Origin of the sequence: Ralstonia sp. 25C (assembly GCF_051904805.1) — a bacterium.
Classification (GTDB): Bacteria; Pseudomonadota; Gammaproteobacteria; order Burkholderiales; family Burkholderiaceae; genus Ralstonia.
In genome coordinates, this window is sequence record NZ_CP196738.1 from 1,533,246 (window position 1) to 1,560,040 (window position 26,795).

At 63.3% G+C, this 26,795-nt stretch carries 22 protein-coding genes; 16 read left to right on the forward strand and 6 right to left on the reverse strand.

The window, feature by feature from the left end:
- Positions 1–3: 3 nt before the first annotated feature.
- Both ACS7SF_RS25415 and ACS7SF_RS25420 read left to right on the forward strand, forming a co-directional pair.
- On the forward strand, positions 4–1,722 hold the full coding sequence (locus ACS7SF_RS25415; RefSeq protein WP_439893230.1) for a DUF2334 domain-containing protein: 1,719 nt from the start codon (positions 4–6) through the stop codon (positions 1,720–1,722).
- A gap of 2 nt (positions 1,723–1,724) precedes the next feature.
- The gene (locus ACS7SF_RS25420) at positions 1,725–2,612 is read left to right on the forward strand and encodes a hypothetical protein (protein WP_439893231.1); all 888 of its coding nucleotides are present in this window, start codon (positions 1,725–1,727) and stop codon (positions 2,610–2,612) included.
- Here the strand turns inward: ACS7SF_RS25420 and ACS7SF_RS25425 are convergent.
- From ACS7SF_RS25425 to ACS7SF_RS25435, 3 genes are all read right to left on the reverse strand, one after another.
- On the reverse strand, positions 2,602–3,735 hold the full coding sequence (locus ACS7SF_RS25425) for a mechanosensitive ion channel family protein (RefSeq protein ID WP_439893232.1): 1,134 nt from the start codon (positions 3,733–3,735) through the stop codon (positions 2,602–2,604). The two genes, ACS7SF_RS25420 and ACS7SF_RS25425, sit on opposite strands and share 11 nt — an antisense overlap.
- A gap of 67 nt (positions 3,736–3,802) precedes the next feature.
- Positions 3,803–4,912: a diguanylate cyclase gene (locus ACS7SF_RS25430; RefSeq protein ID WP_439893233.1), complete on the reverse strand. Its 1,110-nt coding sequence runs from the start codon at positions 4,910–4,912 to the stop codon at positions 3,803–3,805.
- 150 nt (positions 4,913–5,062) lie between these two features.
- Positions 5,063–6,388, reverse strand: a complete 1,326-nt coding sequence (locus ACS7SF_RS25435; RefSeq protein ID WP_439893234.1) for an Nramp family divalent metal transporter — start codon at positions 6,386–6,388, stop codon at positions 5,063–5,065.
- A 374-nt stretch (positions 6,389–6,762) separates the two neighbouring features.
- Here ACS7SF_RS25435 and ACS7SF_RS25440 point away from each other — a divergent pair, with 374 nt between their 5' ends.
- Together ACS7SF_RS25440 and ACS7SF_RS25445 are read left to right on the forward strand one after the other, a co-directional pair.
- Positions 6,763–7,440 carry a response regulator gene (locus ACS7SF_RS25440; RefSeq protein ID WP_426398931.1) on the forward strand — a complete coding sequence of 226 codons (678 nt, stop codon included), beginning with the start codon at positions 6,763–6,765 and terminating at the stop codon, positions 7,438–7,440.
- Entirely contained in the window at positions 7,437–8,924 is a 1,488-nt protein-coding gene (locus tag ACS7SF_RS25445) for an ATP-binding protein (protein WP_439893235.1), read from the forward strand. Before ACS7SF_RS25440 ends, ACS7SF_RS25445 begins: the two co-directional genes overlap by 4 nt.
- A 10-nt stretch (positions 8,925–8,934) precedes the next feature.
- On the opposite strand, the gene ACS7SF_RS25450 is transcribed toward ACS7SF_RS25445, so the two are convergent.
- Both ACS7SF_RS25450 and ACS7SF_RS25455 read right to left on the reverse strand, forming a co-directional pair.
- Positions 8,935–9,546, reverse strand: coding sequence for an NAD(P)-dependent oxidoreductase (locus ACS7SF_RS25450; RefSeq protein WP_439893236.1), 612 nt, complete (start codon positions 9,544–9,546; stop codon positions 8,935–8,937).
- 90 nt (positions 9,547–9,636) lie between these two features.
- Positions 9,637–10,071: an Rrf2 family transcriptional regulator gene (locus ACS7SF_RS25455; protein WP_439893237.1), complete on the reverse strand. Its 435-nt coding sequence runs from the start codon at positions 10,069–10,071 to the stop codon at positions 9,637–9,639.
- A 301-nt stretch (positions 10,072–10,372) separates the two neighbouring features.
- Between ACS7SF_RS25455 and ACS7SF_RS25460 the strand changes: the two genes are divergently transcribed.
- From ACS7SF_RS25460 to ACS7SF_RS25485, 6 genes are all read left to right on the forward strand, one after another.
- On the forward strand, positions 10,373–11,101 hold the full coding sequence (locus ACS7SF_RS25460) for a pyridoxine 5'-phosphate synthase (protein ID WP_439893238.1): 729 nt from the start codon (positions 10,373–10,375) through the stop codon (positions 11,099–11,101).
- Between the two features lie 109 nt (positions 11,102–11,210).
- On the forward strand, positions 11,211–11,738 hold the full coding sequence (locus tag ACS7SF_RS25465; RefSeq protein ID WP_439893239.1) for a hypothetical protein: 528 nt from the start codon (positions 11,211–11,213) through the stop codon (positions 11,736–11,738).
- Between the two features lie 114 nt (positions 11,739–11,852).
- Complete coding sequence (locus ACS7SF_RS25470) at positions 11,853–13,202, forward strand: TolC family protein (protein ID WP_439893240.1); 1,350 nt, start codon at positions 11,853–11,855, stop codon at positions 13,200–13,202.
- Entirely contained in the window at positions 13,199–14,419 is a 1,221-nt protein-coding gene (locus tag ACS7SF_RS25475) for an efflux RND transporter periplasmic adaptor subunit (protein WP_439893241.1), read from the forward strand. The genes ACS7SF_RS25470 and ACS7SF_RS25475 overlap by 4 nt, the downstream gene beginning before the upstream one ends.
- Positions 14,416–17,565, forward strand: a complete 3,150-nt coding sequence (locus ACS7SF_RS25480; RefSeq protein ID WP_439893242.1) for an efflux RND transporter permease subunit — start codon at positions 14,416–14,418, stop codon at positions 17,563–17,565. Before ACS7SF_RS25475 ends, ACS7SF_RS25480 begins: the two co-directional genes overlap by 4 nt.
- Positions 17,562–17,885, forward strand: coding sequence for a P-II family nitrogen regulator (locus tag ACS7SF_RS25485; RefSeq protein WP_439893243.1), 324 nt, complete (start codon positions 17,562–17,564; stop codon positions 17,883–17,885). Before ACS7SF_RS25480 ends, ACS7SF_RS25485 begins: the two co-directional genes overlap by 4 nt.
- Positions 17,886–18,000: 115 nt before the next feature.
- Here ACS7SF_RS25485 and ACS7SF_RS25490 read toward each other — a convergent pair whose 3' ends face one another.
- The gene (locus ACS7SF_RS25490; RefSeq protein ID WP_439893244.1) at positions 18,001–20,214 is read right to left on the reverse strand and encodes a M1 family metallopeptidase; all 2,214 of its coding nucleotides are present in this window, start codon (positions 20,212–20,214) and stop codon (positions 18,001–18,003) included.
- A 644-nt stretch (positions 20,215–20,858) separates the two neighbouring features.
- Between ACS7SF_RS25490 and ACS7SF_RS25495 the strand changes: the two genes are divergently transcribed.
- The 6 genes from ACS7SF_RS25495 to ACS7SF_RS25520 all read left to right on the forward strand — a co-directional run bounded on the left by ACS7SF_RS25495 (position 20,859) and on the right by ACS7SF_RS25520 (position 26,767).
- A complete protein-coding gene (locus ACS7SF_RS25495; protein WP_439893245.1) occupies positions 20,859–21,578 on the forward strand; it encodes a cysteine hydrolase family protein in 720 nt (239 codons plus the stop codon).
- Positions 21,579–21,634: 56 nt separating this feature from the next.
- Entirely contained in the window at positions 21,635–22,528 is an 894-nt protein-coding gene (locus ACS7SF_RS25500; RefSeq protein ID WP_439893246.1) for a LysR family transcriptional regulator, read from the forward strand.
- Positions 22,529–22,792: 264 nt separating this feature from the next.
- A complete protein-coding gene (locus ACS7SF_RS25505) occupies positions 22,793–23,776 on the forward strand; it encodes a M23 family metallopeptidase (protein WP_439893247.1) in 984 nt (327 codons plus the stop codon).
- Positions 23,770–25,233, forward strand: a complete 1,464-nt coding sequence (locus ACS7SF_RS25510) for an ATP-binding protein (protein WP_439893248.1) — start codon at positions 23,770–23,772, stop codon at positions 25,231–25,233. Before ACS7SF_RS25505 ends, ACS7SF_RS25510 begins: the two co-directional genes overlap by 7 nt.
- On the forward strand, positions 25,230–25,892 hold the full coding sequence (locus tag ACS7SF_RS25515) for a response regulator transcription factor (protein WP_439893249.1): 663 nt from the start codon (positions 25,230–25,232) through the stop codon (positions 25,890–25,892). The genes ACS7SF_RS25510 and ACS7SF_RS25515 overlap by 4 nt, the downstream gene beginning before the upstream one ends.
- A gap of 170 nt (positions 25,893–26,062) precedes the next feature.
- Positions 26,063–26,767 carry an outer membrane protein gene (locus tag ACS7SF_RS25520; RefSeq protein WP_439893250.1) on the forward strand — a complete coding sequence of 235 codons (705 nt, stop codon included), beginning with the start codon at positions 26,063–26,065 and terminating at the stop codon, positions 26,765–26,767.
- Positions 26,768–26,795 lie beyond the last annotated feature (28 nt).

Consider the following 26,795-nt stretch of genomic DNA (forward strand, 5'->3'; position numbering starts at 1 on the left):
ATCATGAAGACCCTCTTTCGGAAGTTTTTGTGCGCGCTGGTATTGGTTGGCGGGATGCTCGGCGTCTCGGTGGGCGGACCTGCGCAAGCGGCCACCTGCACCATCGGGCTTGGCCCCATCTGCGTGACGGTGGGCGGCACGGCATCGGCCCAAACCACGCCGGCGCCCATCCTCGTGCTGTACGACGCGCCCGCGAACGATCAGTACACCAACCTCGGCAAGGCGTACGCGATCATGCTGTACAACCTGCTCGCGCACTTCAACACGACGATCACGATGCTGCCCGTGCAGAGCTACACGGCGGGCATGACGGAGCAGTACGTCGCCACGTTCTACATGGGCAGCTACTACGCCAACCCCATTCCAGCGGCGTTCATGTCAGACGTGAGCACCACGCAGAAGACGGTGGTCTGGTTCAAGTACAACCTGTGGGAGCTGGCCTGGAACACGGCGTATCCGTTCACCTCGCGCTACGGCATCAACTTTGTCGGCCTGCGCGGCATGAATGCGGCGCCATCTGCCAGCGCGCCCAACCCCGGGTTCTTCGATACGGTGACGTACAAGAACCAGACCATGACGAAGTACTACGCCTTCAATGCCTCCACCGGTGCCATCAGCGCCGATCCGGACATTGGCGTGACGTCCGTGGCCGATGCCACCAAGGCCACCAGCCTGGTGACCATCACCAACTCCGTCACCAAGGAGACCGCGCCGTACGTCATCCGCTCCGGCAATTTCTGGTACTTCGCCGACATGCCGTTCTCGTACATCGGACCGCGCGATCGTTACCTCGCAATGTGTGATCTGCTGCACGACATCCTGGGCACCAATGCGGCAACGCTGCATCGTGCACTGGTGCGTCTGGAAGACATCAACGCCACCAACACCGTTACGTCCATCAACACGCTGACGGACTACCTGTACAGCAAGAAGATTCCGTTCTCGCTCGCCACGATCCCGCTGTACAAGGATCCGAACGGGGTCTACAACGGCGGTGTGTCGCAGACCATCCATCTGGTCAACGCAACGGGGCTGAAGTCGGCGCTGAACCATGCGCTGGCGCGCGGCGGCAAGATCCTGATGCACGGCTATACCCACCAGTACAGCAACATCCCGAACCTGATCAATGCAGTCAGCGCGAACGACTTCGAGTTCTGGCTGGCCACGCAGAACCGGCCGGTGAACGAAGACTCGACCCAATGGGCGGCCGGGCGATTGTCTTCGGGGTTGCTGGAGCTTCAGCTCAACGGCTACTTCCCGTTTGCGTGGGAAGCGCCGCACTACCAGTCTTCGCCGCTGGCTATGAAGGCGGTGCCGCAGTACTTCAAGAACACGTATCAGCGCGTGGTGTATTACACGTCCGACAACCCGCAAACGCTGAATGCCGCCACTGCGGGGCATGACTTCTCGGTGGGTCAGTTCTTCCCCTACATCATTCAGAAGGACTACTACAACCAGCGCATCATTCCGGAAAACCTCGGTAACGTGGAATACAACATCTGCAATATCGATCCGTCGTCGTGCCTGACGTACACCGCGCAGGACATCCTGACCAACGCGAACTATGCGCTGGTCGTGCGCGATGGCTTTGCCTCGTTCTTCTTCCACCCGTTCTGGCTGGAGCCGGAAATCGGTACGCCAGGGTATGCGGATTTCCAAACCATCATCACCGGCATCACGTCCCTGGGCTATACCTGGGCGGACGCCAGTACGGCGCAGTAGTCATGCGCGGGATGCGCTCGTTGCTGGCAGCGGCCATGCTGGCATTGAGTGCATCCACCCAGGCCGCAGGGCCGGTAGGTGCCATGCCTGCCGGCCCTGTGCCGTTGTATGGGGTGACGATCGACGCGGTGGACAACGTGCCTGCCGTGGTCGATGCCTTGGCGCATCTGTCGCGCACGCCTACCGTACGCATCGTGTTTGATGAAGGCATGAGCGCGGCGCACTATGCCGCGCCGGTCGCGGCCATCCGCCACGTCGCTTACGTGATGGGCGAACTGGCTGATTCCTCCACGCTCAAGCAAACCACCGCAACGCAACTGCGCGAGCGCGCTATCGCCTATATCGACACGCTCGGCAGCAACGTCAACGTGTGGGAGATCGGCAACGAGATCAACGGCGAATGGACCGGCCCCACACGCGACGTGGTCGACAAGACCCTGGCCGCCTACGATGCCGCCCGCCAGCGCGGCGGCCGCACCGCACTCACGCTCTACTACAACGAGGGCTGTGCCGAGCAACCCGCACGCGCGATGTTCGACTGGACCGAACGCAAACTGCCGCAGCGCCTACGCGATGGGCTCGACTACGTGTTCATCAGCTTCTATGAAGACGACTGCAAGATTGCACCGCCGGACTGGAACGCCGTATTCAACCGCTTGGGTGGTCTGTTCCCGCACGCCATGCTCGGCTTCGGAGAAGTCGGCACACGCCAAGCGCCGCGCAAGGCGGCACTGCTCACGCGCTACTACGGCTTGGCGGTTGCGCATCCGCGCTTTGTGGGCGGCTACTTCTGGTGGTACTTCCGGCAGGACATGGTGCCGCGTTCCAGGCCGCTGTGGCGCACCCTCGATGCGGCATTCCTTGCCATGCCTGCAGCGCCTAGCCGCTAGCCCGGGCGCTGACGCGTTGTGTGCTAGCCGATGGCGTTTTTCCGGCCACGTCGTCGGGTTCAACGGGTTCACCATCGCGACGCACGAGCTGGATGGTGCGAGTAGGCAGCGCGAACGAGGTGCCCAGGTTTTCCAGCCCCTCCAGGATCGTCAGATTGATCTGCTGCTGGATGTCCATGTACAGGTTGAAGTCGGGGTCGGTCACGAAGTACACCACCTCGAAGTTCAGCGCATTCTCGCCAAACTCCTTGAAGTGCGCACGATCGAAGCGCGTGTTGCCGGCCGCCTCCACCGCCTTGCGCACGATGTCGGGAATCTTCTGCAATTGCGCCGCGCGCGCATCGTAGGTCACTCCGAAGGTAAAGACGATGCGTCGTTCTGACATCCGTTTGTAATTGTGAATCGTGCTCTTGAGCAGCGCCGTATTGGAGGCGACGATCTCTTCGCCTGACAGGCTGCGGATGCGTGTGGTCTTCAGGCCCACGTGCTGCACCGTGCCGGCAATGGATTCAAAGACGATGAAGTCCCCAATCTCGAATGGCTTGTCCAGCCCGATCGCCAGCGAGGCAAACAGGTCGCTCAAGATGCTCTGCACCGCCAGTGCCACCGCCACACCGCCCACACCCAGGCTGGCGACAAAGGCTGTGATGTTGACGCCCACATTGGCCAGGATGGCCAGCAGCAGCATCGACCACAACGCGAAGCGCAGCACCCACGCGGTCATCGATGTGATGACGGGGTTGCGCGTGGCATGGGTTTGTGTGGAAAGCCGATCGCGCGCCCATAGCTTCACGCCGCGGTTGAGCCACAGCGCAATCTGGAAACCGATGATGACGAACCAGATGTGGTCGAGCTTGTTGGCAATACGCGTGGGTAGGTCGATGAAATACGAACCCGCAAGCAACGCAGCCAGCGCGATGAACAGTGGATGCGTATCGCGCAGGACGGCGGTGACAAGAATGTCGAAGCGATAGCCGGTGCGCTGGGCGCGGGCATCAAACCGATTGCAGATCAAATGCAGCACGCTCGACAACGCCACATACGCGACGATGACAGTCAATGTGGCGGCGGCCCAGTCGCGGGCTGGCACGCGCAGAAAGGTGTGGGCGTTGAGCCACTCCATCAGCATCTCCGTGATTGGTCACGGGATGTGGCGCCGCACAAAATGTGCCTGCCTAAATGTGCCCGCGTTACGTCGTGGCGGTGGCAAGCCCTTGCAGATCAGGCGGCACGCACACGCGGTTGCGCCCTTGCCGTTTGGCTTCGATCAGGCCAACGTCGGCATCAGCCAGCACATGAGCCAGGTCTTGCCCCGGCCGCAGCGGCGCAGCGCCTACGCTGATCGTCAGCGGGCCCACAGGGGTTTGTGTGGCGGCCACCGCCGCCTTGAGCCGCTCGACCACGGCCAGCGCATCGGTCAACCCGCAGTTGGGCAGCAGCACGGCAAACTCGTCACCGCCCAGGCGGCCGAACAGGTCATGCGGGCGCAACACCTGCGCCAGCGCGTCGGACAGCGCAATCAGCGCCTCGTCACCGGCGGCATGTCCCCAGGCATCGTTGATGGATTTGAAGTGATCGACATCCAGATACAGTGCGCATAGCGGCTCGGCATGGTGCTGGGCGCGTTCTACCGCAAAGCTCCCCAGCTCGAAAAAACGCTGGCGCGCCAGCATGCCGGTCAGGTGGTCGGTGTTGGCGCGGTCGGCCAGCGTGCGTTCGGCCGCAAAGTGGCGAGCCATCGCGCGCAGCAGGTAGGTGTGAATCACGGCTGCTGCGCCGATGCAGATCGGCAGATACAGCACCAGGCCGAGCCATGCCTTATGCAGCTCGGCTGGCGATGTGCTCGTCGTGAACATCGCTACCAGCGGCCCGGCGGCACACAGCACCATAGCGATCACGAAATCGCGCCGCGTCAGCCATGCGGGGCTGGTGGCCAGCGGCATCAGATAGAAGGCCGGCAGCACCCATTCAAGCCCCGCCTGATGCCCGAAGAGCACGATGGCGATTTCTTCCGTCAGCAGATGCGCGAGCGCCAGCGGCGGCCACAGCCCCGTGTGCTGGTGCCGCTCTGCCGTCAGCACGATGGCCATCAGCACGCCGAGCGTCACCATCAGCGGGGCGAGCGTTTGCAGCATGCCCGTCGACCAGCCAAGCAACACCGCGAAGGCATACGCCAGCACGCCGCACTTGGCGAGCGCCAGGATCATCGGGACGAAATGGCGTGCCTGATAGTCGCGCGATGGCGTGCGCGCGTCGGGCAGGGCGGATGCGTCGAGAAGGGGTGGCGGGTTCGCGCTCAAGGCAGAATGAGCCGGCCTCGGGCGCGGTGGATGGTGCGGGCGCGGTGGGGCCGGATTGCGCAGCAAAGCGCGCATTCTAATGGGGCCGTGCCGGTTGTGTGCGCGTTCCGTGTGAATTCGCACACGGATTTTCCGACGCCGCACAAGCACTCAGCCGGCCAGCACCTGCCACATCAGCCACACGTTGGCCGCGCTGATGATGACGAACAGCGCCCACGCCAGTGTTGACGTTAATCGACCGTTAACAAACGCGCCCATCAGCGTGCGGTCGCCGGTCATGCGGATCAGCGGAAACATCGCAAACGGCAGTTGCAGGCCCAGCACCACCTGGCTGATGACGAGGAGCTTGCCGATGGCATGGTCCCCCAGCATCGCCACGCCGATGAACGCCGGAATCAACGCCAGCGCCCGCGTGATCAGCCGTCGCTGCCAGCAGGGGATGCGCAAGTCCAGAAACCCTTCCATGAGGATCTGCCCGGCGATGGTGCCGGTAAAGGTGGAGCTTTGCCCCGCCGCCAGCAGGGCGATGCCGAACAGCAACCCGGCCAGCGCCGTACCGACAATCGGCTCCAGCAGATGGTAGGCGTCTTGAATGTCGGCCACGTTTTGATGGCCGTGGGCATGGAACGCAGCGGCGGCCAGAATCAGGATGGCGCCGTTCACCAATAGCGCCAGGCCGAGCGACACGATGGTGTCGAGCCGCGATAAGCCGATGGCCTCGCCTTTGGCGGCTTCGGTGTTGGCCGTCATGCGCGTCTGCACGATCGATGAATGCAGATACAGGTTATGCGGCATCACCGTGGCGCCGAGGATGCCGATGGCAAGGTACAGCGGCTCGCGCTCGCTCAGGGCTTGCCACGACGGCATCAGGCCGGCTGCTACCGACGGCCAGTGGGGTTTGATGAGCACCAGCTCAACGAAGTAGCACAGCCCGATGGTCAGGATGAGGCCCAGGACGATGGCCTCCAGTTGCCGGAAATTCTTGCCCTTCAGGCCCAGCACGATCAGCGTGTCCAGCGCCGTCAGTGCCACGCCCGCCAGAATCGGCACGCCCAGCAGCAGATGGAAGGCCAGCGCGCAGCCCAGCACCTCGGCCAGGTCGCACGCGATGATCGACAGCTCCGCCAGCAGCCATTGCACGCGCAACGTACCGGGGTGGCGTTGATATCGTTCGCGCGAGGCACGCGCCAGATCCATGCCGGTGACAATGCCCAGCCGCGCCGACAGACACTGCAGCACGATGGCCGCCAGGCTGGACAGCAGCACCACGAACAGCAGCCCGTACCCATAGCGCGAGCCGGCCTCGATATCGGTCGCCCAATTGCCTGGGTCCATATAACCGACGGACACCAGCAACCCTGGCCCCGCAAAGCGCAGCAGCTTCTTCCACAGCGGCAGGCCAGGCGGTACGGCCACGGTGCCGCGCACCTCGGATGGGCAGAATGGCGCGGTGGCGGTGGTGGGTAGGCGGAACATGGGGCGGCGGCCGTTTGAGGAAAAATCAATTAAAACGACATCATGATAGCTAAAGCTTGATTTGAGCGCCGCCGCCGCGGTGCCAAGCCGGTTTGCGGGCACATCGGCCGTCACATGACGCCACACATTTAAGGCAAAGCTCAGTCCGTTGCGGTAGATTTCGACCTTTGCCGGCACCGGTTTCCCAGGTGCCGGCTCTCCGTTTACCGTTGTGACGGCCGTCTTCGAGCCGCTAACAAAACCGCCCGGGCGTCGTTGTGCCTCCCGCAGTGACGAACATTCGGTACGCCAGTACTGTCTGCGTCGGCACGCCTAGCCAGGACAGTTTTGTTAGCGGCTCTTACCGTCACCACTCTCCGCCGAGATTTCCGCGCATGAACGCCATCCTCCTCATCGAAGACGACTTGCCGTTGGGCACCGCACTGGCCCGCGCGCTGCGTCAGGCCGGCTACAACGCGACCTGGGTGCGCCGCCTGGTCGACGCGCAGAAATGGATGACCACCAACACCTTCGAGGCCATCGTGCTGGACCTCGGCCTGCCCGATGGCGAGGGCCATGTCTTTCTGGAAGAGCTGCGCGCCGCGCACCGCGATGTGCCCGTCATCATTGCCAGCGCGCGCGATGCCTTGTCCGAACGGTTGAAGGGCCTGGATGCCGGCGCGGACGACTTCCTCGTCAAGCCGTTCCCCGTGGATGAATTGATCGCCCGCTTGCGTGCCGTACTGCGTCGCCACGCGGGACAGAGCACCAACCAGTGGAACGTCGGCAACTTGGTGGTGGAGCCTTCGCAGAAGCGCGTGACGCAAGAGGGCCAAGTCATCGAACTCACCCCGCGCGAATACCAACTGCTGCTCGAACTCGTGCGTCGCGCGCACCGCTGGGTGCCGCGTGAAACGCTCATGGACGCGCTCTACCGTGAAGGCGACAGCGTGAGCGCCAATGCGCTGGAGGTCGTCATTCACCACCTGCGCCGCAAGCTCGGCAACGAAACCATCCAGACCATCCGTGGTGTCGGCTACATGATCGGCGGCAACCGCGGGGCTGCCCAATGAAGCTGGCGGTTCCGGCCATCCTGCGGGTTCGCTCGCTGTCATTCCGGCTGTATGTGCTGATCCTGCTGGCGCTGGTGTTGATGCTGCTGGTGCAGCTCGTCATCGCGCACCTGGAAATCTCGCGCACCAACAGCCGCCAGGTGGTGAGCGATCTGCGCATGTCCGCACAGGCCTATGCGGACCTCACCACGCTCAACATGGACGACGTGCCGCGCCGCGAAGAATTCCTGCGCCGCCTCACCGACATCAAGCTGGGCTTGTCACTGCCCAATATCCTGCCCGGTGAATTCCGCTACGTGCTGTGCGATCGTGCCGGCAACGTTGTGACCGCGTTCCCCGGTGCGCCGACCATGCCGTGCGGCAAGGCGCACGACGCCGTGGTCGAGATCATGCTCGAAGGCAAACCGTGGCGCAGCTACACGGTGGATAGCGTGGACGGCAAGCTCTCTGCCACGGTGGCGCAGCCGCTGTCGGCCTACGAGCGCGCCATTCGTGATCTCTTTCAGGAAGTGGCCATTGCGCTGGCCATTCTGGCGATCGCGCTGATGGTGATGGTCGGCTGGGCGGCGCACCAGGGGCTCAAGCCACTGCGCACGCTTACGCGGCAGGTAGAAGCGCGCGATTCTGCCGATCTCGAACCCGTGCAGAGCGTGGCGCACGCCGAATTGAAACCGCTCGTTGACGCATTGAATGGCTTGTTCGCGCGCGTGCGGCGCGGTATTGAGGCCGACCGCCGTTTCTTTGCCGATGCTGCGCACGAGTTGCGTACGCCGCTGGCGGCCATCCAGGCGCAGGCCTACGTGGTGTCCCATTCCGACAGTGAAGAAGATCGCTCGACTGCGCTGCGCGAGTTCGATCGCGGCATTTCACGTGCGACGCAATCGCTGGCCAAGCTGCTGGCCATTGCGCGGCTCGATGCGCGTCGCGTGGAGGCGCAACTGGCACAAGGTGCGTTGTCCGACCTGGCCGGTTGTGCGCGCAGCGGCGTGATCCAGCAGGCGTCGCGCGCAGAACGACGCAACATCACGTTGTCATACGAGGGTGCCAATCAGGCATGGGTCTCGGTGTCGCATGAAGACGCCGCCACACTGGTCGAAAACGTGCTCGACAACGCTGTGCGCGAGACGCCCAACGGTGGAGAGGTGCGGGTGTCCGCGAGGCGCGTCGATCAGGCCGGTGTGCCCATGGTCGAACTGCGCATCGAAGACTCCGGCCCCGGTATCCCGCCCGACGAGCGCGAGCGCGTGTTCGAGCGGTTCTATCGCCCGCGCACCAGCCAGTCGCAGGGCAGTGGCCTGGGGCTGGCGATCGTGCGCCGTATCGCCGAGCTCGGGAATGGTTCGGTCGCCATTGAAGACGGCCTGGCCCATGCAGATGGCAGGGGATGTGCCATCGTCATCCGCCTGCCGGCACTCGATGCCGTGCCCGAACCCATTGAGCCCGACGACGTGCCGCCAGGCATGGCGGACGTGCCGGGTCACTGATTTACCTGGATCAGTAGCCGACCGTGAAGCGCTGGCGCGGGTGCGCCGGCTTCTCGGTTTCGTCGAGGAAGGCGATTGCGTAGTCTTCCATCGAGATCCACGGCTTGCCGTTGGCATCCACCAGCAGTGCGTCCTTGCCGACGCGGAAGTGTCCCGTGCGCTCGCCCGGCTCGAAGATGGCTGCCGGCGACACGAACGTCCAGTTCAGCTCGGTTTCCTTGCGCAGCGCGTTGAGGAAATCGCGGCCAGCGGAGGCTTCATCAAAGTATTCCTTGGGGAACTGCGGCGTGTCGATCAATGCCACGCCCGGCGCGACTTCCAGGCTGCCGGCGCCACCCACCACCAGCAGGCGCGGCACACCCGCCTTCTTCACCGCACCAACGATCTGGTCGGCATTGGCTTGCAGAAAGCGCACGGTGCTATGAGCGACGTCATGACCCACGAGCGCCGCACTGAGCGCCGCCTGATCGGCCACATCCACGTCCTTGGTGGTCAACCCGGCCCGTGCCGGCAGCTTCGAGGCCGTGCGCGCAATGGCCGTCACTTGATGGCCGCGACGCAGTGCCTCGTCGATCAGGCGGGTACCCACGCGCCCCGTGGCGCCGATGATTGCAATCTTCATGATGAACTCCTTGTGGAACAGTTCCGGTGGTTGATGATGGATATGTAATTAATGCAGTTACATATATGGACAAAAAAATAGGCCGGAGCGCTAGGCCCGGCGGCGGCGACGTTGCGCGTGTCCGACTTCGTCAAGGATGCTGGCAATGGTACGGGCAGCCAGTTCAGCTTCCAGCGCAGCTTGCGCGCGGTGCGTCACGCTTTCCAGCACGCCGGTGATCTCGCGGCCGACCTCGCATGCCGGGTTGGGTGCATTGGGCGGCAGTGCAATCAGCACCGGCGACTCCACCACGCGAAACACATCCAGCAGGGTGATGCGGTCCGCCGGCTGTGCCAGCGTGGCGCCGCCCGTCGCACCCATCTGCGAAGTCACGAAACCGGCATCGGCCAGTTGCGCCACCAAACGGCGGATCAACGCTGGGTTGGTGCCCACACTGCCCGCGATCAGTGACGACGGCACCGGCCCCTCCGCGCTGGCGAGCAGGGTGAGGATGTGCACGGCGACGGCGAAACGGCTGCTGGTCATGGTGAGCAGAATAAAGTGTAACTAGTGTAGATACAGATGATGGATGGTGTCAACCCTGCGGTGTGTGCGCCCCCTGGGACCACCGCGTAGGCTAGTTTCCGCCGTATCCTTGCGAGCCCGCATCCACGTTTGCAGAATGCCCAACCGGTTCGCACCGCAGCGTGATTGATCCGATGGGCACAGCGGAAGACGTGCGCTTCGCGCTTTCCGATCCGGCATGTCAGTGCATAAAATCCGGCGTTCTCGTGGACGCCGAATCGCCAACAGCGCAAGAGATCCTCGTCAAATAGAAAGGAATAACGTGAGCACCAAACTATCGATCAATCTCAACAAGATCGCGCTGATCCGGAATGCCAGAGGGGGCAACTATCCGGATCTAGGCCGGTTCGCGGAGCAGTGTCTCAAGCGAGGCGTGGACGGCATTACGCTCCATCCCCGGCCGGACGAGCGGCATGTGCGCTTTGCGGACCTGCCCGAGATCGCGGCGATTTGCGCTCGCTTCGGTCAGGAACTGAACGTCGAGGGCTATCCGTCGGAGCGTTTCATGGACGCGATGGCGGACATCCGCCCGGCACAGGTGACGCTCGTGCCAGATGCCCCGCAGCAGCTCACGTCGGATCATGGCTGGGACGTGCAGGCTCATGCGCCGTTTCTTCAGGGCATCGTGGCGCGGCTGAACGCGCTTGGGTGCCGGGTGTCGTTGTTTATCAGCGCAAATCCGCAGGATGCACGCGACGCGGCGGCCGTGGGCGCGCAGCGGGTCGAGTTGTATACCGGCCCGTACGCGGCCGCCTATGCGGCGGGCGATGTTCGCGCGCTCTTGGCGGCATATCGGGAGACGGCGCAGGCCGCACAGTCTTGCGGCATCGACGTGAATGCCGGTCACGACCTCAACCTGCAGAACCTCTCCACCCTGCTGCAAGCGTTCAACGTATCAGAGGTGTCGATCGGACACGCCTTCGTGGTCGAGTGCCTCGAACAAGGCATGGACGACGTGGTTGCGCAGTACCTGAAGATCGTTCGCGCCTGAAGGCACAGTGCAAACCGCGCCAGCAAACGCGTCTTCTGCGTTTGACATTGCGGCCCGCTGACGGCAGTTGTGTGCAGATGCAGCAATTTTCCTGCTAGTATCCGGGTCAATGTTTGTGACGGACTTTTTTTCCTCCTCGCCTGTGCTGCCGCGTGCGAATGCGCGTGGGCAGCGTTCGCGCATGCGCGGCGTGCGATGGGTCCTCACAATCTGGTGCCTGTTGTTCACGGTGTCGGTATTTTCGGCCACGCATTTCCCCGACGGGCAAGCCGCGGACGAGGCGCTGGAAGCCATCGACGCCGCGATGGACGATGGGCTTGCGGATGCAACCCCGGCAATGAAGCCAAGCCAAGGGTTCGAACGCGCCATCAGCGCCGCGCTCGACAAGCGCTTGACGCAACCCAACCAGTGCTTCAGTGCCGAGCATTGGGCCACCCAAGGGCAAGACGCCCCAGATGCGCCGGCCACCAACGCCGCCGCCCCCGATCACCCCAGCGACGCGCCGGAACTCTGGCTGCCGCCACCTCCCATGGTCTTGACGCCCGGCCTGCGGGTAGCGCGCATCCGTGTTGCTCTACCGCCGTTCCAGGCTGGCCCCACGCCGGCCCCGATGCTGCGTCCTCCCGCACGCGCCTGATCTCCGGCATTCGCCGGAAACCATCCCCTTGAGTTGTTAGTGCAGTGCCAGCCGGCCTTTTCAACCGGCTGGACGCTCGCGCTTGCCTGTTCTTCTTTTTCAGGATGATTTCGGATGTTGTCCAATCAGGATGCGGCCGTCCCGTGCCCCGCAGCGGGGGCACGCGCGTCGCGACGCTTTGTTCTTTCCGCCGTGCTGGCCGTGATGGCGGTTCACGCCCACGCAGCACCTCCTGCGCCTCCTCACTCCATCGCTACAGCGGCCATCCAGCCCCAGCGTGACGAGGTGCTACCGCAACCGCGCTACACACTGCCGCAGTTGCTGGAGCTGGCCCGCGCCAATCACCCCACACTGGCCGCTTCACAGGCGCAGGTGCAAGCCGCGCAAGCCGGCATCGCCACCGCACGCGCTTGGCCGAATCCCGAGGTGGAGGCCATGGCCGGCCGACAGCGTGCCCGCATGCCGGGCGCGGTAGAAGGTCGCACCAATAGCGTGTCGATCACGCAAAAGCTCGATCTGCCGTGGCAGCGCGCCGCCCGTACGCGCGCCGCCGACGCGGCGTACGAAGGCTCACAGGCCGTCGCACAATCGAGCGCCCGCGATGTGGAGGCAGCGCTCAAGCTGCGCTTCTTCGATGTCGTACGCCGCGAAGCCGAGCAGCGCAACGCACGCGAAGACGTAACGCTGGTCGAGCAGATCCGCCGACGTGTGGCGGTGCGTGTCGAAACTGGAGAAGCACCGCGCTACGAACTGATCCGGGGCGATGCTGAATTGCTCAACGCCCAACGCACCGAGCAGGCCGCCGCGCTGCGCGTGCAGCAGGCGCTGGCGGAACTGCGCCGCGCCGTTGGCGCTGACCTGCCACTGACCTTTGATGTGGACGCGGGCGCCGACACGCCTGCCGTCGCGCATCTGCCACCGCTGGCGGATCTTCTGAGCCAGGTGGTGGCGACGCATCCTGATCTGGAAGCCGACCGTGCCGCCGTACGCGAAGCGGAGGCGCGCCTGGCGCATGAGCGCAGCCAACGCTGGCCGTCGATCGCGCTGCGCGGCTCAGTGGATCGCCAGCCCGATCTGCAAGACAGCCGCGTTGGCCTGGTGATGTCGATTCCGCTGTTTGACCGCCGCGAAGGCCCGATTGGCGAGGCCGTGGCTGCGCTCGAACGCGCCCGCGCCTTGCTGCGCGATCGTGAGCTGCGCACCAGGCAAGCCGTTGAATCCGCCTATCGCCAATACGAGATCGCCGAGTCGCAAGTGAGTGCGCTGGAATCGGGCGTGGTCAAGCAAGCCGAATCCGCACTGCGTGTGGCCGAGGCCGCCTACCGCCACGGCGAGCGCGGCATCCTGGATTACCTCGATGCCCAGCGCGCTTTCCGCCAGGCACGCAACGACCTCATTGCCGCGCGCGCCGATTTGCGCACCGCCGCTGTTGAACTCGACCGCCTGCGCCCGGAGGCCCCATGACACGCCCGTGCCATCGCGCCGCTTCCCGAACTCACGAATCCAGTCTGATCATGAACACACCGTCTTCTTTCTCTTCTTCGATCCGGCTGGCAGGCATTGCCTTGGCGGCGATGCTGCTGCTCGGCGCTTGCGGCAAAGACGCCCCAGCCGACGCCAAGGCTGCACAACAAGCCGCTGACCCGAACCTGGTCGTCGCGCAACCCACGCTGGTACAGCGTTTGAAAGTGGCACCGGTCGGCAAGCAGCCGATTGCCGAGCGTCTGCACGTGCCAGGGCAAATTGCCTTCGATGAACAACGTGTCGCGCGTATCGGCGCCACGGTCACGGGGCGTGTGACGGAGCTGATTGCCACGCCGGGGCAGAGCGTGAAAGCGGGCGACATCCTCGCGCAGCTGCACAGCACGGAGCTCGGCGCCGCGCAGCTCGCGTATCAGAAAGCCGCTGCGCAGCGTGATTTGCAGGCGCGTGCGTTGGAACGCGCCAAGTTGCTGCTGGCCGCCGATGTGATCGGTTCGGCCGAGTTGCAGAAGCGCCAGAGCGAACTGGCGATGGCCGATGCGGAAGTGCGCGCGGCGGTCGATCAACTGCGCGTGATGGGCGTGTCGCCGGGCACGCTTTCCAATATGCGCACGGGTGGCATGTCGTCGATCTCCCCTGTAGTGGCAAGCATCAGCGGCACGGTGGTGGAGCGCAAGGTCACGCGCGGCCAAGTGGTGCAGCCGGCCGATGAGCTGTTCACCGTGGCGGACCTGTCACGCGTGTGGGTGGTGGGCGAGGTGCCCGAGAACGCCGCAGCCGGTGTGCGCGCGGGGCAGGCTGTGGAGATCGACACCGGCGCGGGCGAACGCATTGTCGGCAAGCTGATCTGGGTGTCCGACATCGTTGACCCGCAAACGCGCACGGTGACGGTGCGTACCGAAGTCGACAACGCCGAGCGCATGCTCAAACCGTCGATGCTGGCGACGCTGCTGATCCAGTCGCGACCCGAAGAGAAGCTCGTGGTGCCGACCTCCGCCGTGGTGCGTGAGGACAACCGCGACTACGTGTTCGTGCGTGCGAGCGAGTCGAACTACCGGCTCACCGCCGTCAAGCTGGGCGATGAGTCCAACGGTGTGCGCCCGGTGCTTTCGGGTGTGCAGGCCGGCCAGCCCATCGTCGTAGAAGGTGGCTTCCATCTGAACAATGAGCGCAAACGCGCCGAGATGGAGGGCGCATGATCGACGCATTGATTCGCGGCGCGCTCAAGCAGCGGCTGGTGGTGGCCGTGGTGGCTGCCGTGCTGCTGTTCTTTGGGCTGGACGCTGCACGCAAGCTGTCGCTGGACGCGTTTCCTGACGTGACGAACGTGCAGGTGCAGATCGCCACCGAGGCGCCTGGCCGTTCGCCGGAAGAGGTCGAGCGTTTCGTGACCGTGCCGGTGGAAATGGCGATGACCGGTTTGCCTGCGCTTACCGAGATGCGCTCGCTCAACAAGCCTGGCCTGTCGCTCATCACGCTCGTTTTTACGGATGAGACCGATGTGTACTTTGCGCGCCAGTTGGTGATGGAGCGGCTGATCGAAGTGCAGTCGCGCATGCCGACGGGCGTAACACCGGTGCTCGGGCCGGTCTCCACGGGTCTGGGCGAGGTGTACCAATACACGCTCGACAGGCCAGATGACGGCAACAAGGAGCTCTCGGTTGAAGAGCTCACCCAGCGCCGCATCGCGCAGGATTGGGTAGTGCGTCCTCTGTTGCGATCGATTCCGGGCGTGGCGGAGATCAACTCACAGGGCGGCTACGAGAAGCAGTACCAGGTGCTGGTCAACCCGGAACGCCTGCGCCATCACAACGTGACGGTCAAGCAGGTGTTCGAGGCACTGGCCGCCAACAACGCCAACTCGGGCGGTGGCGTGCTGCCGCACTTTGCGGAGCAATACCTGATTCGCGGTGTGGGTCTGGTGCGCGACACGAATGACATTGGCGCCATCGTGCTCAAAGAGGTCAACGGCACGCCGCTCACCATTCGCGATGTGGCCGAGGTGAAGGTCGGCACCGCGGTGCGCGCAGGTGCGGTGGTCAAGAACGGCGTGACGGAGTCCGTTGGGGGTGTGGTCATGATGATGCGCGGCGGCAACGCGAAGGAAGTCGTCGCGCGCATTCAGGATCGCGTCAAGGCCATCAACAACGATGGCATGCTGCCCGACGGCCTGAAGATCGTGCCGTATTACGAGCGCTCGGAGCTGGTGGATTCCGCCTTGCAGACCGTCATCAAGGTGCTGGCCGAAGGCGTGGTGCTGGTGGTGATCGTGCTGCTGCTGTTCCTGGGCGATATCCGTTCGTCGCTCATCGTGGTCGGCACGCTGATCCTCACGCCGCTGCTGACGTTCATTGCGATGAACAAGCTCGGCATCTCCGCCAACCTGATGTCGTTGGGCGGGCTGGCGATTGCAATCGGCTTGATGGTCGATGGCTCCGTGGTCGTGGTGGAAAACGCCTTCGCACATCTGGCCAAACCGCGTGATCCGAATGAGAGCCGCGTACGCATCATCCTGCATGCCGTGACGGAGGTTGCGACGCCCGTGATCTTCGGTGTGGGCATCATCATTCTCGTGTTCTTGCCGCTGATGACGCTGCAAGGCATGGAGGGCAAGATGTTTGCGCCGCTGGCCTTCACGATTGCGATTGCGTTGTTCTTCTCGCTGGTGCTGTCGCTCACGCTCACGCCAGTGCTGTCTTCGTATCTGTTGAAGCCGAAGGCACACAGGCACGTGGAAGGCGGCCACGGCGACGACCCACACGCCGAGCACGACGCGCACGACACGTGGCTCATCCGCAAGATGAAGAAGCCGTATCTGCGCTTGCTGGAGCTGAGCCTGAATAACGGTCGCAAGACGGTCATCGTGGCGGTGGCAGTGTTCCTCGCCACCGGCGCGCTGATGCCGTTCCTCGGCACGGCGTTCATCCCCGAGATGAAGGAGGGTTCGGTGGTACCCGGTATCAACCGCGCGCCGAACATCTCGCTGGAAGAGTCGATCCGTATGGAGATGGAGGCCATGCGCCTGGTGATGCAGGTGCCGGGCGTGAAGTCCGCCGTGTCGGGCGTGGGCCGGGGTGAATCGCCGGCGGACCCGCAGGGCCAGAACGAGTCGACCCCGATCGTCTCCCTCAAACCACGCGATGAATGGCCCAAGGGCTGGAACCAGGACGACATTGCCGAGGCGATGCGCAAGGCTTTGCAGGTGCTGCCCGGCGTCCAGATCGTCATGGCCCAGCCGATTTCCGATCGCGTGGACGAGATGGTGACCGGAGTGCGTTCGGACGTGGCCATCAAGGTGTTTGGTGACGACCTGAATACGCTCCGCGAGAAGGCCGAGGCGATTGCCAAGGTCGCGCAGGGCATTCAGGGCGCGCAAGACATGCGCGTGGAGCGCATCACCGGCCAGCAGTATCTGCAGATCGCCATCGACCGCCAGGCCATCGCGCGTCACGGCCTGAACGCGGCTGACGTGCATAACGTGATCGAAACCGCCATTGGCGGCAAGGAGGCTACGGAAGTGTTCGAAGGCGAGCGCCGCTTCAGCGCGGTGGTTCGCTTGCCCGAGAGCTATCGGGGCAGTGTGGAGGCGATCCGCAACCTGATCGTGGCAGCCCCCAACGGCGCGCAAGTACCGATGGAGAGCATCGCCCGCATCGAGGTGACCGACGGCCCCGCACAGATCAGCCGTGAACTCGGCAAGCGCCGCGTGGTGGTGGGCGTGAACGTGCGGGATCGTGACTTGGGCGGCTTCGTGGCCGAGCTGCAATCGGCCGTGGCGCAGAAGGTGAAGCTGCCGGAGGGCTACTACCTGGAGTGGGGCGGCCAGTTCCAGAACATGGAACGCGCCATGGGCCACCTGAAGGTGATTGTGCCGATTACGGTGGCAGCCATCTTCTTCCTGCTGTTCCTGCTGTTCAACTCGGTGCGCTACGCCACGTTGATCATCCTGGTGCTGCCGTTTGCATCGGTGGGCGGGATCATCGGGTTGTTCGTCACCGGGGAATACCTGTCGGTGCCGGCATCGGTGGGCTTCGTCGCGCTATGGGGTATCGCGGTGCTCAACGGGGTGGTGCTGGTCAGCACGATCCGCAGCCTGCGCGAGCAGGGCATGTCGGTGGAAGAATCCGTGCGGCTGGGTTCGCGCATGCGCTTCCGCCCCGTGATGATGACGGCCACCGTGGCCATGCTGGGCTTGATCCCGTTCCTGTTTGCCACGGGGCCGGGTTCGGAGGTGCAACGGCCGCTGGCCATTGTGGTGATCGGCGGCTTGCTGACCTGCACGCTGCTCACGCTCGTGATGCTACCCACGCTGTACAAATGGTTTGATGAGGAGTCGAAGGCATGAAGGAAATCCGCATCGTAGTGCGCCCGCAATTGCTGGAGCGCGTGCATGAAGCACTGCGCAGTTGCCCGGGCTTCCCCGGCATGACGGTGGGCGAGGTGAACGGCTATCCGCCCACAGCCTCGCAGGCTGGGCCGCATTCCATCAAGGAAGACCTGACGGAGTTCGTGCCGCGCGTGCGCATCGAGATCATTGCATCGGATGCACTGGCCAACATCCTGTTCGAAAGCGCCGTCAAGGTGCTGGAGCACGGCCAGACCGGTGACAGTGCGATCTGGATGACCGACGTGATCCAGGCCACCTTCCTGCATCGCACGGGTTGACGATGGTGTGATGCGCGCATGAAAAACGGCGGACAGTGTCCGCCGCAAATCAGGAGCCAACGTTGCAGCGGGCTGCCTCCCAACACCCCGGGAAGCGGCCCGTTTGCTTTTGCGCTTACCGTTTCAGGTCGGTTAGGTGCTTCATGACGCCTTCGTAGCGGAACTTGTGGATCGGACGATCCATCGACTGCATCTGCTGCAGCTGCACCGCCTGCGGACGCAGCGAGCCGGTCGGCGTGACGCCCTGGGCGCGCAGTGTTGCGACGGTCGGCTGGAAGTTCTGGATGCCGACGATCTGGTCATACAGCGCCTTGTCGATGATCTGCGCGTTGTACAACTGCGTCGCATCGCCCGCAATGTTGGTCGTGGCGGCCTTGTTGGTGATGGACCCGGCCTGCGCCAGCAGCGCGCTCCACAGTGTCGGGCTGTAGTTGGTCACGTAGTAGTCCAGGCCCGTCGGGTTGGCCAGCACGGCCGAGCACGTCGGCAGTGTCACCTGCGCGGTCTGCTGGTCCAGCACCACCGTCTGGGTTTGCGCCAGGCCGTCACCGTAGGTGATCGTGAGCGGAATATTCCACTGATAGCCGGAATAGACGTTCTTGTTCGGGAACGCCTTCTGCGTGATGGTCAGCACGTTCTGGTTGGTGGCCGGGTTGCACTGCGCGTCGATGGTGACGAGCGGCACGCCGGTCTGGCGCACGAAGCTGTCGCCCACCTTGCCAACCGGCTTGCCGCTGGCGGCTTCCAGTTCTGCCCACAGGCGTGGCGGCGTGCCGTTACCGAACTTGTACTTGTTCAGGTAGTTCTGCAGGCCGCGGCGCATGGCGTCCTTGCCGACGTAGTTCTCGATCATCTGCAGAACATGGCCGCCCTTGTTGTAGGCAAAGCGGTCGAGGAAGTCCATCGAGCCGGCATCGCTCAGGTTGTGCTGCACCGGCACGGAGGTGGGCTGCAGGTCGAGCGTGTAGACACGCTGCTTGACCGCCGCATAGCCATCCCAGGTGTTGCCCGGGAACTCGGGGTGCAGCGTGATTTTGGTGACGTTCTCGAACCAGTTGGCGAAGGATTCGTTGAGCCAGATGTCGTCCCACCAGTCGAGCGTGACCAAGTCGCCAAACCACTGGTGCGCCAGTTCATGCGACACCACCACGAACGAGCGCGCCTTGCCCATCGTGTGGACAGAGGTGGGCGCACCATCGGGCGGCACCAGCACCTGGTCGGCAAATTCGAAGATGGCGCCCCAGTTCTCCATGCCGCCAAAGCCGGCGTTCTTGTTGTCGTAGCTGTCGTTGGCGGCGATGGTGTCCATCTTGTCGAACGGCAGCGGGATCTGGAAGTAGTTGTAGTAGTGGTTCAACGCTTCCTTCGTGAACTGCATACCGGCCGTGGCCGAATGCGCCTCGCCAGGCGGCACCCACCAGCGCAGGCGCATGCTGCTGCCGTCGAGCGGGTTGGTGAACGTGTCTTCAGCAATGTCGAACTTGCCGGCGCCGAAGAACAGCAGGTACGCCGGCATCGACGGCGTCTTGGCAAACGTCACCTGCTGATAGCCATCCGGCAGCTTGGTCGCGCCGGTCTGCTTGCCGTTGGCCACGGCCTTCCAGTCACCCGGAATCTCGGCCGTCACCTCGAAGGTGTTGCGGAAGGCGGGTTCGTCCCAGCTCGGGAACCATTCGCGCGCGAAGTTGGATTCCCCCTGCGTGACGATGGCATCCGAGCTTTCACCCGTGGCAGCCTGCAGGCCCAGCTTGAAGATGCCCTCGGCTTTGGTGAAGTTGATCGTGCCCGTCCACTCCATGTGCAGCACGTAGTTGCCGGGCTTGATGTCGCCGGTCGGGTCGCGCAGATCGTAGAAGGCGCCTTGCGATTGCGGAATCGGCACGAGCACGCGCGACGGGCCGCCCGACGTGGGCGTGAGCGTCAGGCGCGAGGCATCGAACTTCAGGTCGCGCACGGCCAGCGAAACGGCACCGGTCTGCTTGGTGACCTTGATCTCAACATCTGCGCGGCCCGAGAAGCTGTTGAGGTCGGCGCTCGGGCGGAACCACAGCTTGTAATTGATCGGCTTGATGTAGTCCGGCAGCTCCACCGGTGGCACGGATGCATCAACGGCAGGCGCCTGTGCGTTGCCATTGCCGTTGTTGGTATTGCCCTGCTGCTGCGAGCCGTTGTTGTCCAGTTTGCCGCCGGCCGGCGTGAGCGCGTCGTCTCCGCCGCCGCCGCAGGCCGCCAGAATCAGCGCTGCTGCAGCCTGCGCGACCAGTGCCAGTTTGAACGTGCTGGACGTGCGTGTCGTGGCCATACGACGGTGGGTTGTCGAATCCCGCATTGCATTTCTCCTGAGATGGAAACGAATCGGCGGCCCACAGCTCAGAAAGAAAAAGGGGGGCTGGCCGCTGAATCGGGACAAGGAATTTCCCGCGTCTTGCGCGGTGTAAATCACAGCCAGCGCGCGGGATGCACGGATTCTGGAGGAAAAGTTCTCTGAATCGAGACGAAGTTTTTTAAATCGCGCGAGACAATTTTCGGCCCGGCGATTTGTAGTTTTTGGCATGGAAAAGCATGAGGCGAGCCGGAATCGCGGTATGCGCGGGTGGGTTCTGCAAATCGCATTGAAAAATGGAAAGGGTGAATGCGATTTTTTAATATTCCATAAAATCTGTCGGCGAATTATTACAACCGCAGATAAAGCAAAACTGTACGCGCCGCGTCAGTCGATCCTGTGGAGTCAAAAATCACTGGATCTATCCGGATGCTTCGTGACGCGGGCGGGCGGCGGCGCCCAAGGGCGGGGGTAGTTCATCCGGATGAGGTCCGTCTGTGGGAAGGCAAGCTCTTCCAGCACGAGGGCAGGCGGCAGGCGTAGTCACGCGATTTGTACGTCCGGCGCACAAATCCTGTTGCCCAACAGATCTGGTTCTGAGCAGGGCACGCTGACAGACTGCGCTCCTGACTTTTTCATCAGGAGCAGCCATGACCTTCCGCCTTTTCCATTTCATCAAAACGCTCGCCACCGGCATGTCGCTCACGGCCGCCGTGGTGTCCAACGCATCGGCAGCGCAACCCAACGCGCATCCGACCATTCGCGCCATGGCCGGTGCCGGCACGCTGGATCATCTCGATCCGAAGACGACCGCGCTGGTCGTGATCGACTTCCAGAAGGAATACTCCACCGGCAAGATGCCGATTCCGGACGGCGCCAAAGCCGCCGAGAACGCAAAGAAGCTGATCGCCTTTGCCGACAAGAACAAGATGCCTGTGTTCCAGGTGCAGCACGTCACGCCGGCGGGTTCTGCTGTGTTTGCCGTCGATGGCGACACCGTGAAGTTCCAGCCGGGCATGGAGCCGCGGGCGCACGATATTCTGGTGAAGAAGGACACCGTGAGCGTGTTCTCTAACGCGAACAGTTTCAAGCCCGAACTCGACAAGCAACTGAAGGCCAAGGGCATCAAGACGGTCGTGATTGCCGGCCTGATGACGCACGCTTGCGTGGCCGGGGCTGCGCGTGATGCTGCGCCGCTGGGCTACAACGTCGTGGTAGCATCCGACGCCTCCGCCACACGTGACATCACCCGCGCAAATGGCGAGAAGATCAACAAGGATGACCTCCACCGCGCAGCCCTGGCAGAAGTCGAAGACACCTTCGGCTACGTCATGAAGACGGCGGAGATCGAGCGCCTTCCGTTGCGCTAACTCCAAGTTCTGATGCACTAAAGCGGGCTGGTGCCCGCTTTTTTCCGTTAGCACCCATGGACCAGTTGCTTGCAATGCGCGTGTTCTGCGCCATCGTGGAGGCGCAAGGTTTCTCCGCTGCGGCGGAGCGTCTTGATAGTACGCATTCGTCGATCTCGCGGCAGTTGAAGCGGTTGGAGGCCGAACTCGGTGTGCAACTGCTCAATCGCACCACGCGCCGCTTTTCCCTCACAGCCGCCGGACAGCGCTATTACGAAAGCTGCGTCGACATCCTCGCGCGCGTCGAAGCCGCCTCGCAGGCCATGGCAAACGAGCACCAGCGTGTTGCCGGCACCTTGCGCGTAAGCGTGCCGCTGGCCATCGATACGCTGGAACTTGCCGACTGGTTGCCGGCGTTCCAGCAGCGCTATCCCGACATCCAGCTCGATCTGTCGTGCAGTGACGAGATGGTCGATCTGGTGGCCGAAGGCTTTGATGTCGCGCTGCGGATCAGCCAGCCGCTAGGCGACAGCAGCTTGGTGGCCAGAACCCTGGTCGAATCCAATATCGTGCTGGTTGCATCGCCGGCTTATCTGGCCCGGCATGGGTTGCCGACCGCGCCGCAAGATTTGGCGAAGCATGAACTGATTGCGTTCTCAGGCTCACAAACGGCGACTGCGTGGGAAGTGCAAACTGCGCAGGGCGATGTCGTACCGGTTCCTCTGCAGGCGCGGCTGGCCACGGACGCCATTACCGCTGCTTATTCGGCCACGCTCTCGGGCGTCGGCATTGCGGCATTTACTTGGAACACTGTGCGGCCTGCGCTGGCACGCGGACATCTGGTCCATGTTCTGCCGGGCTGCACGTTGGGCAAGCGTCTCTACTACGCCCTCTATCCGCACGCCCGTCATGTCGCGCCCAAGGTAAGGGCTTTCGTCGACTACATGGGCGAGCACTATCGCGCGTCGTAAAGCGCACTCGCCGACGTATTCCTCGCTAAATCAGACCGTTCCGATACGCCCGCTGGTGGTGCATCAGTACATTCGCACTCGTGCCGAATTGTGACGAGCCTTGAACGGTCACCGCGCGGCGCCTTCGAATGTCTGTGTTCCAATTTTTTCCCAGCGGGTGATGACGCCATGCGGTTCGGCCGGCCTTTCCGTCTCTCACGCGAACAAGGTCTGCCCATGCGCCCAGAAGTTTCCAAACGCCGAGTCCGATGGTCATGCGCTTTCATGGCGCTACTGTCCGGGCTCGTGACCGCGGTGACACCCGTTGCCGTGTTCGGCGTGATGCCCGTACCAGGCATCCCCACGCAAGCAGCGTTCGCGCTCGCCTCCAACACCCCATTCGACCTGCCTGGCGACGTATCACCGTCTCAGTCCATGGCGGGCGAGATCACGACGACGTTGCGCAACGCGCTCGCCCAAGCCGATCTGCCAGCCGATGTGCTGCAGCAGCTCACGCGCGAGGTCGGCAAGACCGCTGACACGTCAGCCAGGGCTCACGCCGGCGACTATTTTCGTGTGGTGTACGAACCCGTTGACGGTAGCTGCTGCGGGCAAGCGTTCCAACTGACTGCGCTGGACGTGAAATTTCGGGGCACCACCTACGCCGGCGTCTGGTTCGTGACGGACGAGCGGCCCAATGGCGCCTTCTATCGTTTCGATGGCACGCTGATGTCGGGCTTGCGGTTCACCTTTCCCGTGGTGGCAACACGCGTCAGCTCCACGTTTGGCGGGCGCGTGCACCCGGTGTCGAGGCAGCAGCATGTTCATTCCGGCGTTGACTTGGCCGCGCCAATGGGCCGGCCGGTACATGCCGCCGCAGATGGCGTCGTCGCCCACATCGGCAACGACTCACACGGCTACGGCAAGTACGTCGTCATCAAGCACGCGAATGGCTATGCCTCGTACTACGCCCACCTTTCCAAAATCGAACGCAGCTTGCGCAAAGGTATGCATATCCTCCGCGCGCAACGGGTTGGCGCCGTGGGCAAGACCGGAACGGCCACTGGCCCGCACCTGCATTTTGAGGTCAAGCGTGGTGATGAGCCCATCGATCCGCTGGCCTTGATCCGCAAATCCAACGCCGTGGCACTACGTGGCGAGCAACTCAAAGCCTTTCAGCGTATCGCCGGTATCGCACGCCTGCAGCTTGCTGCCGCCGGTGGCGAATCGCTGAGCGCGTCCAGCAAGACGCCGAGCAACATTTGCTGACCCCCAACGCACGCATGCAGATGCCCGCGCGTCTCGTCATGGTGTTGATGTGGCTGGCGCTCAGCCTGGCGGGGACAGGGTTGATCGTCTCCCGCTCTGTCACGCAGGCGTACAACCAGTTCTTTCAGGACTCCAGCATCACCATTCGGCAACTGAGCCAGAAGGCCGCGCAGCACGAGGCTATTCTCGCCACGCTTGGCGCCACACCGCTTGCTGCGTTGCCGGCGGACATGCTGAGCAGCCTGCGCGAGCGCATGCCGCAAGTCACCGCCATTGCATTCTGGCGGCCCGGTGTCGGTTGGCAAGGCGAGGGCGGATTCATGCCAGCCGCTGCGCCTACACGCGACAGCGATGGCAAGTTCACGCTCGAGTTCGATGGCGCGCGGGCGTACTGGCTTGTGGCCGGCACGGGCTGGGCAGTGCGTGTGGACCCCGCCAGGATGCTCGACGCGAGCGACTGGTCGTACTCCATCTCTTCCGCCACGTTGCATCTGCGGGACAAGGCCTTTGCTCTGCTGCAGCGGGCAACTGCCACTGAGCAACCCGGTTGGACGTTCCACCTTCAAAAAAATCTGCCGGTGCAGCCGCAGGCCTTCTTGCTGAACACCACGCGCACGCTCACGCTGGCCGACCTCCCGTGGCTGCCGATTGCGCTGTGGAATGCCGTTTCCGTGCTGATCCTGCTGGGGGCGCTGGGCTTGTGGCGCCTACGTGAAGCGCATCAGCGCGAGCACACGCGTGCCCGCATCGACCGCTTTGGCCGGCTCGACACCTTTGGTGAAATGGCGGCCGGCCTTGCGCATGAACTGAATCAACCGCTGACGGCCATCATCTCCAACACACGCGCTGCCGAGCGGATGTTGGACATGCCGAGCGAGCGCGACAGCATCCGGCGTGCCTTGCAAACCAGCGTAGGGCAGGCCAAGCGTGCCGCGGCGATTCTCGAGCGGCTGCGTGCCGCTGTCACCTCCGCGCAAGCCGAAAAACGCAGTGCGCTCAACGTCGATGCGCTGATGGGCACGCTGCTGTTTCTGTTGCGCGACGAACTGGCGCGCGACGCCATCCAACTTGTATGGAGCAATACCGAACCGCGCGCTCAACCACTCGGCGAACACGTGGCTGTCGAACAGATTCTCTACAACCTGATCCGCAACGCACGCGATGCACTGGTAGCCATGCCGCGCAGTGGCGTACGCGCAGAGATCCGCGTCAGTGGTAAGCGGGTGGGGCACCACTATCGGTTCAGCGTCGTCGACAACGGCCCCGGCGTGCCAGCCGACGCCTTGCCCCGCCTGTTTGAACCCTTCTTCACGACCCGTTCCGGCGGCCTGGGCCTTGGTCTGCCGCTGTGTGAAACGCTTGCACAGCGCCTGGACGGCACCCTGACACTGCAGAACCTGCCGGCGGGTGGCGCCCAAGCCGTGCTGATGCTGCCACTTGCAGAGGAACTCGCATGAACGTCAATCTGAATGCGCGAACCACTTCCCCTGTCGTCGCCATCGTGGATGACGACGAGGCCGTGCGCGATGGCCTTGCCTTGCTGCTGCGTACGGTCGGCTTGCAGACACACTGCTATCCCGATGCAAGCACATTCTTGGCCGATGCCGACAATGACGCGCTTGACTGCGCGCTCGTCGACATTCGCATGCCCGGCATGAGCGGACTGGACTTGCTGGATCAAATGCGCGAACTTCGCGATCTGCCGGTCATTGTCATGACGGGGCACGGCAGCATCGACGCGTGCCGGCGCGCGTTCAAGCGCGGTGCGCTCGATTTTCTGCGCAAGCCCGTGGACGACGACGAGCTAATCGACGTGGTTCAGCAGGCGATCCGTCAGCACGCGGAGTCGCGCGTGGGCAATGAGACGAAGGAAGCGCGTGCCGCCCGTATCGAGACATTGAGCGGGCGGGAGCGCGAAGTACTCGACGGCATCGTGCGTGGCTTGAGCAACAAGGAGATCGCACGCGATCTGGGTGGCCTGTCGCCGCGCACGGTTGAGACCTACCGCGCCAATGTGTTTGACAAACTGCAGGCGAGTTCAGTGGCTGAGCTGGTGCGCGACTATGCAACGACCTGGATGGCCGATTACGGCATCCTCAAACAAGCAGGTATGTGATACCCCCCGGGCACATCGCCGTCGCGCGATCTGATGCATGGTGCAGAGGCGTGCTGACGAGCCTCCGTAGCGCTACGGAGGTCAGGCCCGTAACCAACCGGGTTCAACGGAAACGGTCTGCTTTTTACGATGACGGTCTCTCTCCTCTCATCGTTTCAAGGACCGTTTTCATGTTCAAGACTCTTGCTCTGCCGGGCGCCGTGGCGCTCTTGTTCTCGGGTGCCGCGTTCGCCCAAGCCGCCGATGCTTCGAAGGAAGAAGGCTACTACGGTGCAGCCCGCATCGTCGGTGCCAAGCACAAGGCCGACAACATGGACTCCAGCGCGCGTCCGCGTATTGGCTCCTTCGTGCAGATCGACAACAACACCAATCTCGTCACGGGTTCGTTCGCACTGGGTTACGACTTCGCCAATGGCTGGCGCGTGGAAGGTGAATACACCCTGCCGCGTACCGATTCCTTCGTGAGCGGTTCGACCCGTTGGCCCAGCAACAACTATCACGACATCAAATCACAACGCGTGATGGCCAATGTGTACCGCGATTTCGCGGTGGCCAAGAATGTGTCGGTGTACGCCATGGGCGGCCTGGGTCTGGCCATGCTGAAGTCGGAAGGTGCACAGCGTAACCCGGCCAACGGCTTTGGCGGCCCGTTCAATTCCGCAAGCCAGACCAACCTGGCATGGTCGCTGGGTGCGGGCGTTTCGTATTCGCCGATCAAGAAGCTGACGCTGGACCTGGGCTACCGCTATGTCGATATGGGCAAGACGGAAAGCGGCTGGAACGCATTCACCAACGCCGTCGGCATGCAAGACGAAATGCTGCGCGCCAATCTCGTATCGCACGAAATCTATCTGGGCGCGCGCTACAAGTTTTAAACACGCGTTCGCGATGGATGTATCGCGA